Origin of the sequence: Haloferax mucosum ATCC BAA-1512, from assembly GCF_000337815.1 — an archaeon.
In the GTDB taxonomy this organism is placed as follows: Archaea; Halobacteriota; Halobacteria; order Halobacteriales; family Haloferacaceae; genus Haloferax; species Haloferax mucosum.
This window is the reverse complement of the sequence record NZ_AOLN01000001.1, coordinates 312944-325734: the sequence shown is the minus strand read 5'-3', so window position 1 is coordinate 325734 and position 12791 is coordinate 312944. Positions and strand designations below refer to the sequence as shown.

The 12791-nt window shown below is 59.5% G+C and carries 13 protein-coding genes and 1 tRNA gene; 9 read left to right on the top strand and 5 right to left on the bottom strand.

Annotated elements, in window-relative coordinates:
* Positions 1–15: 15 nt before the first annotated feature.
* From C440_RS01535 to C440_RS01515, 5 genes are all read left to right on the top strand, one after another.
* Positions 16–327, top strand: coding sequence for a non-histone chromosomal MC1 family protein (locus C440_RS01535; RefSeq protein WP_008317579.1), 312 nt, complete (start codon positions 16–18; stop codon positions 325–327).
* 196 nt (positions 328–523) lie between these two features.
* Entirely contained in the window at positions 524–1369 is an 846-nt protein-coding gene (locus tag C440_RS01530) for a spondin domain-containing protein (protein WP_008317575.1), read from the top strand.
* Positions 1370–1404: 35 nt separating this feature from the next.
* Entirely contained in the window at positions 1405–2922 is a 1518-nt protein-coding gene (locus C440_RS01525) for a molybdopterin-dependent oxidoreductase (protein WP_008317574.1), read from the top strand.
* Between the two features lie 57 nt (positions 2923–2979).
* Positions 2980–3255, top strand: coding sequence for a winged helix-turn-helix domain-containing protein (locus tag C440_RS01520; RefSeq protein ID WP_008317572.1), 276 nt, complete (start codon positions 2980–2982; stop codon positions 3253–3255).
* A gap of 2 nt (positions 3256–3257) precedes the next feature.
* Positions 3258–3554 (top strand): hypothetical protein, encoded by a 297-nt coding sequence (locus tag C440_RS01515; protein ID WP_008317570.1) that lies wholly within the window; start codon positions 3258–3260, stop codon positions 3552–3554.
* 58 nt (positions 3555–3612) lie between these two features.
* On the opposite strand, the gene C440_RS01510 is transcribed toward C440_RS01515, so the two are convergent.
* From C440_RS01510 to C440_RS01495, 4 genes are all read right to left on the bottom strand, one after another.
* Positions 3613–4473 (bottom strand): helix-turn-helix transcriptional regulator, encoded by an 861-nt coding sequence (locus C440_RS01510; RefSeq protein ID WP_008317569.1) that lies wholly within the window; start codon positions 4471–4473, stop codon positions 3613–3615.
* Between the two features lie 131 nt (positions 4474–4604).
* Positions 4605–5426 (bottom strand): hypothetical protein, encoded by an 822-nt coding sequence (locus tag C440_RS17890; RefSeq protein ID WP_008317567.1) that lies wholly within the window; start codon positions 5424–5426, stop codon positions 4605–4607.
* 138 nt (positions 5427–5564) lie between these two features.
* The gene (locus tag C440_RS17950; protein WP_008317566.1) at positions 5565–6410 is read right to left on the bottom strand and encodes a hypothetical protein; all 846 of its coding nucleotides are present in this window, start codon (positions 6408–6410) and stop codon (positions 5565–5567) included.
* A 200-nt stretch (positions 6411–6610) separates the two neighbouring features.
* A complete protein-coding gene (locus C440_RS01495) occupies positions 6611–7408 on the bottom strand; it encodes a hypothetical protein (protein ID WP_008317565.1) in 798 nt (265 codons plus the stop codon).
* Positions 7409–8858: 1450 nt separating this feature from the next.
* Between C440_RS01495 and C440_RS17215 the strand changes: the two genes are divergently transcribed.
* Positions 8859–10004, top strand: a complete 1146-nt coding sequence (locus C440_RS17215) for a hypothetical protein (RefSeq protein WP_152417812.1) — start codon at positions 8859–8861, stop codon at positions 10002–10004.
* Positions 10005–10368: 364 nt separating this feature from the next.
* On the opposite strand, the gene C440_RS01485 is transcribed toward C440_RS17215, so the two are convergent.
* Positions 10369–10443, bottom strand: a tRNA-Arg gene (locus tag C440_RS01485).
* Positions 10444–10537: 94 nt separating this feature from the next.
* Between C440_RS01485 and C440_RS01480 the strand changes: the two genes are divergently transcribed.
* From C440_RS01480 to C440_RS01470, 3 genes are all read left to right on the top strand, one after another.
* The gene (locus tag C440_RS01480) at positions 10538–11389 is read left to right on the top strand and encodes a geranylgeranylglycerol-phosphate geranylgeranyltransferase (RefSeq protein WP_008317563.1); all 852 of its coding nucleotides are present in this window, start codon (positions 10538–10540) and stop codon (positions 11387–11389) included.
* A 186-nt stretch (positions 11390–11575) separates the two neighbouring features.
* Complete coding sequence (locus C440_RS01475; RefSeq protein ID WP_008317562.1) at positions 11576–12187, top strand: RAD55 family ATPase; 612 nt, start codon at positions 11576–11578, stop codon at positions 12185–12187.
* 166 nt (positions 12188–12353) lie between these two features.
* Positions 12354–12776: a CoA-binding protein gene (locus C440_RS01470; protein ID WP_008317561.1), complete on the top strand. Its 423-nt coding sequence runs from the start codon at positions 12354–12356 to the stop codon at positions 12774–12776.
* Positions 12777–12791: the final 15 nt, after the last annotated feature.

Here is a 12791-nt window from a genome sequence, read left to right as displayed (position 1 = left end):
GTGCTACAGATGTTCATGGTTCGAGAAGATGGCAAACGCAACTTCGTCCTCGTGGAGGACGACGGCGAAGAGACGAGCGTATTCAGCGGCAAGTACCCTCGGCAGGCGGCGTTGAAGGCCGCCCGGCGACTCCATCCCGCGCCAAGCCTCGACGACGTGGACGGGAAGGCGACACTGAAACTCCGGGAGCGAGGCACCGATAAGGTGCACATCTACGAAGGCTGGGCGTGGGTCGAAGATAAAGACGACGACGCCCCCGAGTGGATGGACGACGAAGTCACGCGCGCGAACGTCTCGAAACAGGGTATCGAACACCTCGACACGTAGCCGACAGCGCGCGAGAACCGCCGACGCGGACGTTTTTGAAGACGAAAACACGAGACCGCATCCGGAGCCGAGCGGCTGAGACGAATTCTAGAACGATTCGAGAAAGAGTTGCGACGAAGTTTTGTCTGAATTCACACTAACCTTGATGTGACTTTGAAAAATCAATAATCCCACCCCCGTTCCTTGTCTATTCGTCATGAAGCAAGACGCGACACGACGGCAGTTCCTCGTTGGCGTTGGTGTGGTCGGAACGGCGGCACTCGCAGGATGCACCGACGCCGGCAACACGGGCGGCAGTCAGCCCACGACGGACGAGGAGATGACCGAGGGAACCGAGGCGGGGATGGACGACGGAAGTATGGATAACGAGTCCATGGACGACTCGGACGGCACGATGGCAACCACGCTCACCGTCCGCGTCGAAAACGTCTCGACGGCCGAGACGCTCCAGACCTCCGACGGGTCGAAACCCGGCGTGCTCGCGCCGGTCGCCTACGCGGTCCACGGCGAAGACGCCTCGCTGTTTACCGAAGGCGAGGCGGCAAGCCCCGGTCTGGAGACCCTCGCCGAAGACGGCGGTCCCGATGGCTTGGTCGAAGAAGCGTCGATGAGCGTCGAGTCGGCGGGCGCGGCGGCGGTCCCGGAGGGCGGCGACGAACCCGGCCCGATTACGCCGGGGGGAGCCTACACGTTCTCCGTCGAGGCGCACGCCGGCCAACGACTCTCGCTGGCGACGATGTTCGTCCAGTCGAACGACCTGTTCTACGCGCCCGAGACGAGTGGTATCCCGCTTTTCGACGGCGACCAACCCGTCGAAGGCGACCTGACAGACCGTCTCATCCTGTGGGACGCCGGCACCGAAGTCAACGAAGAACCCGGCGTCGGAGCGAATCAGGCACCCCGCCAGTCCGGCCCGGACACGGGACCGGCCGAGGACGGCGTGGTCCGCCGCATCGACGACGTTGACGACGGCTTCGACTACCCCGACACCGCCTCGGTGATCAAGCTCACCGTCTCGACGGGCGAGATGATGGACGGCTAACGTCCGCACGCCAAGTGAGTCCGCCCAACATTCCAATGTCTCGACACGCACGTTCCATCGTCGGTTACCCCGCGGACGAATCGCTCGCCGTCGCGCTCCTCGCGGGTGTTGCAGGGGTCGCCGGCTCTTTCGCCGTCGCCTCGTTCACGCCCGCGTTTATCGCCGGCCCGATTGCGGGCTTCATGGCGCGGACGCTTCCCGGCCAGGTCATCACGTTCAGTATCGTCGTACTCGGCGACCTCGGCAGTCAGCTCAACGTCGCTCTCGCAGTGGGGATTTCGGCCGTGCTCTTCGCCGGAGCCGCACTGCTCGGCTCGGCGGTTGGGAACCGCACGGCGTCCCCTGCGGCCGGATTCGTCGCGGGGGCGGTCACCGCGCTCATCTCGTTCGGTATCACCGCGGCGTTTTTCGCCTCGGTCGTTGCGGGCGCCTCGACCGGTCTCGTCGTGCTCGCCGCCGACTTCATCACCAGTCAGCGAGGCACGGCTCTCGCCGCCCGTATCGGCGAGCCAGTTGCGAGCCGTCGCCGCCTTCTCGCCGCGATTGCGAGTTCCGTCCCGCTCGTCGCGGGCGGCTACGCGCTCGGCGCGTCACAATCAACGCAGGTCCCAGCGGAGACAGTGCTCGACGGGACCCCGCCGTGGGTGGACCCGGAAGTCGAGACGCTCCTCGCGGGGGCGGCCGAGAACTCCCTCGACGTTCCGGGACTCGAACCGCTCGTGAGCGACGAGTTCTATGAGGTCGATATCAACTCGACCAACCCGACAATCGACGCCGACGAGTGGTCGCTGACGGTCACCGGCGCGGTTGACAACGCGGTTTCCTACTCGTACGCGAACATCGCCGAGATGGAAGTCGAGCACAGATTCGTCTCGCTTCGGTGCGTCGGCGAAGCGCTCAACGGCAAAAAGATGGACAACGCGCTGTGGACCGGCGTTCCGATTATGGACCTCGTCGAGCCCGCCGGGCCGGCCGACGAGTGTTGTGTGATGCTCCGCGCCGCCGACGGCTTCTACGAATCGTTCCCGCGTTCGGCCCTCGAAGACGGCTTTTTAGCCGTCGGCATGAACGGCGAGCCGCTTCCCCGCGGGCACGGCTATCCCGCTCGGGCGCTCATCCCCGGCCACTGGGGTGAAATCAACGTCAAGTGGCTCACCGAAATCGAACTGCTCGAACAGGACGTAGACGGCTACTGGGAGGAACGCGGCTGGCACGGCACCGGCCCGGTCAACACGGTCGCCAAACTCCACGTCGTTTCCGACCTCGACGACGGCCGCAAGCAGGTCGGTGGCCACGCCTACGCCGGCGTCCGCGGCATCGAGCGCGTCGAGGTTTCGACCGACGGCGGCGAAACGTGGGCCGAGGCGACGCTTTCCGAGGACCTCCCCGGAACCGACGTGTGGCGACAGTGGACGTACAGCTACGACCCGCCCGGAGGCGAACACGAAGTCGTCGTTCGGGCGACCGACGGAACGGGCACACTCCAGTCCGAAACAGAGGCATCACCCTTCCCGAGTGGTCCGTCGGGGTGGGTGACGCGAACGGTCCGATGACCGACGGGTGATGACTACGTATTTACGACTCCTCTCAGAACGTTGGAGTGAACTCGGATGGAGAAGGCGCTCTGGTACTTATTTGCCGGGTCGCGCGGCGGCACGACTCGGGCGAAGCTTATTCGCGCGCTCTCGGAGCGACCACGAAACGCCAACCAGTTGTCCGACGTGCTCGGGATGGACTACAACACCGTCCGCTACCATCTCGACCTGCTCGTCGAACACGATATTCTCGAAACCGGCGACGAAACGTACGGCACGATGTACTTTTTCACGGACCGATTCGAGCAACACCGCGACCAGTTCGAGACCATCGTCTCCAAAATAGAGTAATCATGGCAATGACCCCAACCCTCACGATTGCAACGGTACTCTCCGGCGTTAGCATCCTGTTGTTACTCCTGCTGACGGCCGTCTGGGTCCGCAACTACCGGACTTTCGAGTCCACACTGACGCTCGGGTTGATCGCCTTCGGCGCGACGTTGTTGCTTGAGAACGCCCTTGCGATGTATTTCTTCTTCAGCACGCAGATGCTGTACTCCGGCGACCCGGTCGTCCAGCAGGCGATTTTGGCGCTTCGAGCGTTGCAGTTGGTGGCGATTGGGTTCCTGACGTACGTTACATTGAAGTGAAAGATAGATTCGGGCCGAGTTGCCGCCGAGACCCACCGCCCGAAACGGCCCACCTGACTCAGTTCGTGACGACCGATGCCCGTTGCCGACGGTCCCGGTACTGGTCGCGCACCCACTCGCGTACGGGCGACCTGTCGGTCGGAACTTCCACGACGGCCTGAACGTGCTTGTTGTCGTCGTATACGACGATTACCGGTCGCTCGTCCACGTGGCCGACACCGACGGCGATGTCTGTCAGTTCGTCGGCACCGTAGACCGTCATGCTCGCAACCACGCGCTCTACGAGCGACGGTCGAACCGTCTTCAGGTAGTCAACGACCGGAGCGGGGATGACGAGTTCGCACGCGGCAGTGTCTTCGGTTCGGCTAGTCAGTATTTCGAGATAGTGTGGCGGGAACTGAGGTGCGAACAGGCGGACCGACCCACTTTTGATGAGGAGTCGCTGTAGGCGCTCTTGCGGCGCGTGAGGGTTATACGGAGCGGCGGTCGTGATGCGGCAGTCCCGCAGGTACGCGACGTCTCCCGGTAACTCCTCGGGAAACCCGGAGCGAACGGTCGCAAGTCTGTCGGCGTCCCGTGCGGTCTCTACTACCTCCTCAAGCCCCCGAAGATACAGACGGCCCACGGACGTTATCCTGTGGCCGCGCTCGATAGGGTTGCTCCGGACGCATTCGCGCTCTCGCAGACGTTCGAGATTCCGTTTGAGTGTCGTCCGGTGGACGTCGAGCGCGTCGTCCAACTGCGTCGTCGTGCGGGGCGATTCGTCCAGACAGTCGAGGATTCGGAGGGGAACCGGTGACCGCGTGAACAGCGCAAGGTCCGCGAGCGTGTCCTCCAACGGCGACTCGCCGTCCGTGGCTTGGGCGGCCGCGTCGTCCGGGTCGGGCTTACGTCCGTCCGTGGTACGTCCACTAGTCATGGAAGCACGAAGATATGTATCTCGTCATATACAAGATTGTTTATGTTCAGGTTCTTTTATATTAAAATGGAATATAAATATGTTTTAAATACTCGCGTGGCAAGGACCCGAGCCGTTGGGCGACAAACTCACTACAGGGAGTACCAAATAGCCACTATCGTGGCCGAGAGCGCAACGACGCCGAATCCGTGTTTGAGGAGCCGTCGCCGCAGGTATCGACGGAATTCGTCGAGGCCTTGGTCGGAAATTGCCAGTGGGGCGCCGTCGCCGCCGCGGATGACGCGCTCGCCGTTTTCGACGGTGTATTGACCACATACCGTTATTGTCTCGCCGTCTCGAACCGGGATGGAATGAAGTTGATAGTCTTCGAGCGGTTCAGCATCGATATTCTCGAATAGGTCCGGTACTTGGTCAAACGTTCGTATTGTCTCGTCGGTAGTCAGATGGACTGCGGGGGATTTCCACAGGCTATGTCTGAACGTGATCCAGTTGCTCCAGCCGGGAGATAGCTCACGGAGTCGGGCGGTATCGTACTGTTCTTGGAGCCACGACGGGTCCACACGGAGCGAGTCGGTGCCGGTAGCGACGCTGAACTGACCCGACTCTAGCCCGGTGTCGCGGTTGCGTCTCGCCGGTTGTACAGACCACGTGTCGAAGTCGATGGTATTTCCCTCTTTGGACGGCGCTGTCGTGCGCCAGAGATAGGCACCAACGCCCCGGTCGAACTCGTCAACGACGCGGTCGGCCGCCCAAGCGGGGTCGGTGACGACGACCTCGCCCACGATCGTTACTGGTTCGCTATCGAGCGTCCCCCCTTCGTCAGGTCCGTCAGCGGACACCGACCGAAGCACGATTGCAGTGTCGAGCAGGTGCCCGGCGCTGTCGAATATACGCGTCCCAAACACCCAGAGAATAATCCCGCACACAAACCACAGGCCGAGCCGGTCGATCATCGATTGGAGTCGTTTATTTTCATCGGTTATCCATTATGGACGGTAGCTAACTTGTGAGTGTACAGTTGCTCTCAGAGTGCAGACTGTGGGCGAAGACGCTGGGTCGGGGATTCGAGACAATTAATTTCATTAAATTTTCTAGAATAAAATGAAGAGTGCAAACGGGATCGTGACGGCTATCACACCGCTGAGTCCATGTTTGAGGAGTCGTCGCCGAAGGTATCGGCGGTATTCGTCGAGGCCTTGGTCGGAAATTGCCAGTGGGGCGCCGTCGCCGCCGCGGATGACGCGCTCGCCGTTTTCGACGGTATAGCGGCCGAGTACGGTCACCGTATCGCCGTCCCGAACAGGACGCGAATTGAGGTGGTAGTCGTCATACTTCGTCGCGTCGATATTCTCGAATAGATCAGGTATCTGGTCGAACGTTCGCGTCGTCTCGTCGCCAGTCAACCGAAGGGCGGGCGACGACCAGACCCAGTGTCTAAACCGTGCTGATTCGATTCCGACCCAGCCACCCATCTCGATAGGGAACGAGACGGTGTTGTACTGCTCTCGGAGCCACGTAGGGTCCACGTAGAGTGATTCGTCACTGTTGTGGACACTAAACTGTCCCCACTCCACCCCACTGTCGAGTGGCCGTCTCGTCTCCCGGAGCGACCACGAGTCGAGGTTCGTCCACGACCCGACGTCGATAGTGTTGTTCATATCCGGCTTCACAGTCCGCCAAACGTAGAGACCAACCGTCTCGTCGGTCTGGTCTACGAGACGGTCGGCTTCTCCAGCGGGTTCGTTGACGACGACTTCACCTTCGATTGCTACCGCGTCGCCGTCAGTCGCTTCCGCCACTTCGGAAACAGCGTTGGAGGGGAGCGCCCGGAGCACGATTGCGGTATCGAGCAGATGGCCGGCGCTGTTGAATGCTGGCACTCCAAACAGCCACACGATGAGCAACCCCGCGAGCAACGAGCCGAGATAGTCCAGCATCGATGGTGGTTTGTTTCTTTGTTTAACTATTGATTTCGAATCACGGACGGTCCCGACCGGTGACGTGTCGTCGACGGGGTATACTTTAGGCGTGATGGCCTTTCTCCCGTCACACCGTCAATCACGCTGACATGCATCTGTACGCGTTTGAGCGGACCAGTCAGCGGTTATAGAAGTACTCCCCCGGCGGTCACGCCGGATTACGGCAGGGGGACGTGTTTGGAGAAGTCCAGATAGACCTTCTGGCAGTACTTGCAGTTGAGCGGTCCACACGGCGGTGCGGCACAGACTTTCAGCCGCCCACCGACCTTGAACTCCGATCCCTTGAACGAGATGACCGGGCACACGTCGAAGTCGATGTCGATCATGTTCCACTTCGTCGAGGGCGAAAAGCAGAACATGCTTCCTTCTTTGCCGTACCCGATACCGAAACTCGAAAGTGAGACCGTCGCCCCGCCGACGTGCAGGTCAACAGACGCTTCAGCCTCAAACCCCTTGGGACTCGCGTTGATATCGACGCCCATCCCGAAGCCGACCTTGAACGAATACTCACCAAACGAGAGCTCTCCGAAATTCTCTCTGAGATAGAACGACGGGAGGCTGGCGGTTGAGACGCTGTCCGCCGTCACCGCGTCGTCATCGAAGTAGTGTTTTGGGAAGCCCGGCGGTGCCTCACGCGTCAGTGACTCCTCGTAAGTCTCGACCGCGAAGGGTTTGCCCATCGGCGTTCGCGCGTTCTTGTTCTCTCCGACGTAGATATCTGCGTCTTCGAGAGAACTTGGCGACGAAGACAGCGTGCCAACGGCACTGCGGGCACCTGCGGACTGCTTCGTTGGTTGCATGTCCATCTCGGCAAGCGCCTGCTGAACTTCTGCCTTCGTCGGTTTGTGCGTGTCGTCGGACTCTGCCGCCGCGACAGACGGGACGAGCGCCGTACTGCCGAGTCCGCCAGCGGTCAACAGTAGCTTCCGTCGGGAAACGTCTTGATCGTCAGACATCAAATCAGAAACCGAAGTGGCAGGTACTCAATGTATCCCGTGCACATGTGCACGGTGTGCACGAGATGTCTCGGTGAGATGGTACTCCGGGAGACGATTCCGGACTGACGGCTGAATGCTGTCGAAGTTGTGCTTTCCGGTTTTGGTCGTGGATGTTAGCACGTTACCGAAGAACTCACCCGTGAAACACCCCCGGCGATGTTTGGTCACTGTATGGAAATCGTGTTTAAAAGGAAATGGAAGTGTAGCCCGTCACGAAGTACCCCATCAAAACACTCGGTAGATAGAATCCACAAACATGCCAGTCTGAGCACCAGAAGAGAGGGATGAGACCATGAGTTCGAGCAGTGTCTGAGACCGTATCGAAGCCGCGATAGATAGGTCGAAAACGATGTGCGGTGGAAATCACTCGTTCTTCAGGAGGAATAAAACAAGAGAGTCGAGACCAAACGAAGCTGTTTGCTATATCGAACTGCGTTTATAAACACACTCATATAGACAGTTAGAAAATAAGTGGGGAAGATTGATATTTTGGCCCTTGGCAACTTTTTCTATGGTGAACAACCATCAACAGAACGACAATTCGAAGCGGCGTTTCATTTCACGGCGTACATATCTGCGAGCGGGACTCGCTACGGTTGGGATCGCTACCGTCCCAGCGACGTTCGGTGATAGTGACGGGGTTGCCCGGGCAGCACCGTCACCGGTCCCCGACCCCGCACCGGCCGATTCTCGCATTGGCGGAGGCAACCAATACGAGCGGAAGGTCTCCGGTGGAAACTACACTGCCACCACGAAAAACGAGCTTCTCGATAGGCTCGACCATGCATCGAACGGCGACACGGTCTATATTCCGAACGACGTCTCGATCGACCTCGACTCCACGAAAAACATTGGAATTAGCTCCGGGGTGACACTCGCCAGCGGTCGGGGAATAAACGGTGCCCCGGGTGGACGCCTGTACACGGAAGATATCGCAGAAAACGACGAACCCGTCTTTGAAGTTCGAGGTGACGGGGTGCGAATCACCGGCCTTCGAATGCAAGGACCACGGGCGGACTATTTCAACCCCGGCGACTGCCAAGGGCAGAACGGCCTCGACTGCCGGGATTCGGACGCGATGAGCAAGAATGCAACATTAGGATTTTTCATCCTCGGTTCGAACGTGGAGATCGATAACTGTCAGCTGTACGGCTGGCCGCGAGCACCGATCATGTCCGGCGCCGTTGGAGGCTATGCCGTCGATACTCACATTCACCACAATAGCCTCCACAACAACCAGATGGAAGGATTCGGATATGGCGTGGTAGTTACAGTTGGCAACCCGACGATCGAATGGAACTATTTCGATAAAAACCGCCATTCAATCGCAGGAACTGGTGAGCCAGACTGTAGCTACGAAGCGCGGTATAATCTAGTTGGTCCCAATACGGTGAGCCATGCGTTCGATATGCACGGCGAAGAAACGGGGAACGTTACGGATGGTAAACAAGCAGGGAAAACCATCTCTATTCACCACAACACGTTCCAGTTCTCGGAGAGTTACGTCTACGATGTTGGGCAGGAAGCTGTGACAATCCGCGGTGTCCCGTCCGATAAAGCCGTGCTAGAAAACAACTGGTTCTATCACACACTTCCCGACGGCCAGACCCAACCCGACGACACCAACGTTGACGAAAACGGACAACCGTGCCGTCAGTACAACATCCCGCAGGACGACTGGACGAACGTCGAGTTCACCAACAACCACTACGGTACCGACGAACCCGTCTCGGACATCGGCCATCCACGGTCTGACGATGGGGCGCTCACCGCCGAGGTCGGAACGGTCTCACAGGACGCAGACACGTGGCAGCACGTCACCTTAAACAACGAGTATTCTAACCCGGTCGTCGTGATGAAGCCGGTTTCACAGAAGAACGGCGAGAACCCCTGTCATACCCGTGTCAAGAACGTGACTAGCAGCGGCTTCGAGTACAAAACCGAGGAGTGGGAGTATACTCCTGCTGACCACCAGCCGGAAACTATCTCCTATCTCGTGGTTGAGCAGGGGAGTGGATCGACGGATGATGGGACCGTCTTCGAAACTGGCACGGTCACGACTGACGAAGCACTCACCGAACACACGTTCGAATCGACGTTCGATACGAAACCAGTCGTCTTCACGCAGACGCAAACGGTGAACGAGTCGGACGCGGTCGTGACGCGCAACACTCACGTCGGCACCGGTGACTTCGAGGTCCGACTGCAGGAACAGGCCGCCAATCCAAACGCGCACAGCGACGAGATTACCGCCTACATCGCCATCGAACCCGGTCGGACGACGCTCAGTGGGACCGAGGTTGAAGTGGGTCACCACGAAAACGTGACCGACGACTGGACGCAACTCGGCTTCGACGGGAGTTATTCCTCACCGGCCTTCGTTGCGGACATGCAAACGATCAACGACGGCGACACGGCCACCCTCCGGTACAAAGATCTCGACGCGAATGGCGTCACCGTTCAAGTCGAAGAAGAACAAAGTGGTGACGACGAAACCGACCACCACGGTGAAACAGTCGGGTATTTCGTGACGAGTAAGAACGGGGCGCTGTGACAACCGGGTCGGAGCAACCAAGACATCCCGATCGCCGTCTTCTTCGTTTTTGAGCGCGGTTCTAGTTTCTTCTCGGTGGCGGATTTTGAGGGCGGGTTGGTCTTCATCGACGCCTCGTAGCTCAAAGACGCAGTGGCCGCTGATTCGCATCTCCGCCTTCCGGAAGATGAGGACGGAACTGTTCACGAGTGTAAGTGCTTCTGGGGGTTCAATACATCACGCACGAACGGCTCTAGCGAATCGCAAGACGTAGTGGAGGCGCATGGTGTGACGTGTTCAAATCGACCTGAGAAACGATGTGTGAGGGTGATGAATCCAGCTTGTGCGGCGATTTTACTGGGCTTCACAACATGACGGAGAATCATGGGCGCTGCAGGATTTGAACCCACGGCAACTTGGTCCGAAGCCAAGCACTCTGTCCAGACTGAGCTAAGCGCCCTACACAACTTCGTCTGTTGCGGATTGTTTTAAATGGATTGATTCGCGGCGGCGACTCCGCGCCTTTTATACCTACCCTCAATACAGTACCCGGTATGTCTCTCGGAGCGCGGGCGCGTGGGTTCGTCGAACTCACCCGACCGGGAAACGCCGTCGCCGCGGGCGTCCTCACCTTTACGGGGGCGTTCGTCGCCGGGGCGTCACTCGGTGATACGCTCGTCGTCGTCGCCGCGGTCCTCGCAACCGTGTTCGCTACGGGCGCGGGCAATGTGGTCAACGATTACTTCGACCGCGATATCGACCGTGTCAACCGGCCGGATAGACCGATTCCCCGCGGAGCAGTCACGCCCGCGGGGGCCAAGTGGTTCAGCGTCGCGCTGTTCGGCGGGGCCATCGTCTCGGCGCTCATCTTACCGCTCACTGCGATTGCCATCGCGGTAGTAAACCTCGTCGCACTGCTCGCCTACACGGAGTTTTTCAAAGGGCTACCGGGTGTCGGAAACGTGGTCGTCGCCGCACTTACGGGCTCGACGTTCCTCTTTGGCGGAGCCGCCATCGGCAACCCGCTCGGCGCGCTCGTGTTGTGTCTGCTCGCCGCGCTGGCGACGCTCACCCGCGAAATCGTCAAAGACGTAGAGGACATCGCCGGCGACAAAAAAGAGGGGCTTCGAACGCTTCCAATCGTCGTCGGCGAGCAGACGTCGCTGTTTCTCGGCGGCGCTGTGCTCCTCGTTGCCGTCGCCGCGAGCGCGGTGCCGTTTCTCAACGGCGCGTTCGGAGTGGCGTATCTCGGATTGGTCGTCCCAGCCGATATCGTGATGCTCGTGGCTATCGCGCAGTCGTTCGACGACCCACCCCTCGCACAGCGCCGACTCAAACACGGCATGTTTCTGGCCGCGTTCGCGTTTATCGTCGGCCGAGCCGCATCTTTGGGGGTCGCCCCATGACGAGCGAATCTAGCGAGACCGTAACACTCTCAGGAGAACGTCCCGACAGTGAGAACATCCGACTCTCCAATCAAAAAGAATATTACCAGTTCACCGTATGGTCGTACTATCCGATGACTCCCGGCGAGCGGAAGCGTCATGCGATTGTGCCCCTCGGAGTCGGCGACACTGAGCCGAGGTACTCGCATGTATAAGCTTGGCGCGGACCTTGACACCGAGGTCGAACCGGGAACGAACCTGCTTATCAGTGGCCCGCCGCTGACTGGCAAGCGGTCGCTGGCGCTCGATATTCTTGCGGAGGGGACACGAAGCGAGGACGGCGCAATTATCGTCACGACGAAAGACGGCGCAGACCGCATCCTCAAGGACTTCGGCAAGCGCGTCGAGTACGAAAAGCACCCCGTCTCGGTCATCGATTGTGTGACCAAACAGCAAGGCGTCGGCGAGGTCCGCGACGACGAGCGCATCAGATACACGTCGTCTCCGGTTGACATGACCGGTATCGGAATCAAGCTTTCCGAGGTCCTCCAGGAGTTCTATCAAGAACGCGGGTTAGAGCAGAACCGAATCGTACTGCACTCGCTTTCGACACTCCTGATGTACGCCGACCTCCAGACGGTGTTCCGATTCCTCCACGTCTTTACCGGACGCATTCAGAGCGTCGGTGGACTCGGACTGTTCGTTATCGACGCCGAAGCCCACGACGACCGGACGATGAATACCATCAAACAGCTGTTCGACGGCATTATTACGACCCACGAGGACGCCGCACCCGACATCCGCCTCGCCGACCACTAACGAATCTTCTGTTTCGACGCCGCTCGTCGTAGAGTTCCATCTCCGTAGCGTGTTGTTTTGTATTCTTCAGTGCACCATACGGTGTCGCCCAGCATCCGACAGAGCGACTGCACCTGGAACGCACGCTCGCCTTGATTTTTTATCCGCTGGCCGTCATCACACGACTATGCCCATCACGAGTGACGAGGCGTTGCGCGCGCTCTTCGACCACGAAACAATCGCCGTCGTCGGCTGTTCTGCGACCGAAGGAAAGGCGGCACACGATATTCCCGCGTACATGCAACGACACGGCTACCGAGTGATTCCGGTCAATCCATTCCACGACGAAATCCTCGGAGAGACCGCGTACGACTCGCTCGAAGACGTCGAAGCGGATATCGACCTCGTAGACGTGTTCCGGCCGTCTGCCGAAGCGGGAGACATCGTAGACGACGCCATCGACCGTGCCGAGTCCCGCGGCGACATCGAAGCCGTCTGGCTCCAACTCGGTATCCGAGACGACGAGGCTGGTGCACGTGCCGAAGCGGCCGGTCTCGACTACGTTCAGGACACGTGTTTCAAAGTCGAACACTCGCGGCTCGTCGGATAAAATCGAGTCAGAACG

Bases quoted from the DNA above. Each gene is read 5' to 3' on its own strand.
- C440_RS01470 (WP_008317561.1), top strand. From the start codon at position 12,354: ATGCCCATCACGAGTGACGAGGCGTTGCGCGCGCTCTTCGACCACGAA.
- C440_RS17215 (WP_152417812.1), top strand. From the start codon at position 8,859: ATGCACGGCGAAGAAACGGGGAACGTTACGGATGGTAAACAAGCAGGG.
- C440_RS01480 (WP_008317563.1), top strand. From the start codon at position 10,538: ATGTCTCTCGGAGCGCGGGCGCGTGGGTTCGTCGAACTCACCCGACCG.
- C440_RS17890 (WP_008317567.1), bottom strand. From the start codon at position 5,426: ATGATCGACCGGCTCGGCCTGTGGTTTGTGTGCGGGATTATTCTCTGG.
- C440_RS01525 (WP_008317574.1), top strand. From the start codon at position 1,405: ATGTCTCGACACGCACGTTCCATCGTCGGTTACCCCGCGGACGAATCG.
- C440_RS01520 (WP_008317572.1), top strand. From the start codon at position 2,980: ATGGAGAAGGCGCTCTGGTACTTATTTGCCGGGTCGCGCGGCGGCACG.
- C440_RS01535 (WP_008317579.1), top strand. From the start codon at position 16: ATGGTTCGAGAAGATGGCAAACGCAACTTCGTCCTCGTGGAGGACGAC.
- C440_RS01495 (WP_008317565.1), bottom strand. From the start codon at position 7,408: ATGTCTGACGATCAAGACGTTTCCCGACGGAAGCTACTGTTGACCGCT.
- C440_RS01475 (WP_008317562.1), top strand. From the start codon at position 11,576: ATGTATAAGCTTGGCGCGGACCTTGACACCGAGGTCGAACCGGGAACG.
- C440_RS01515 (WP_008317570.1), top strand. From the start codon at position 3,258: ATGGCAATGACCCCAACCCTCACGATTGCAACGGTACTCTCCGGCGTT.
- C440_RS01530 (WP_008317575.1), top strand. From the start codon at position 524: ATGAAGCAAGACGCGACACGACGGCAGTTCCTCGTTGGCGTTGGTGTG.
- C440_RS17950 (WP_008317566.1), bottom strand. From the start codon at position 6,410: ATGCTGGACTATCTCGGCTCGTTGCTCGCGGGGTTGCTCATCGTGTGG.
- C440_RS01510 (WP_008317569.1), bottom strand. From the start codon at position 4,473: ATGACTAGTGGACGTACCACGGACGGACGTAAGCCCGACCCGGACGAC.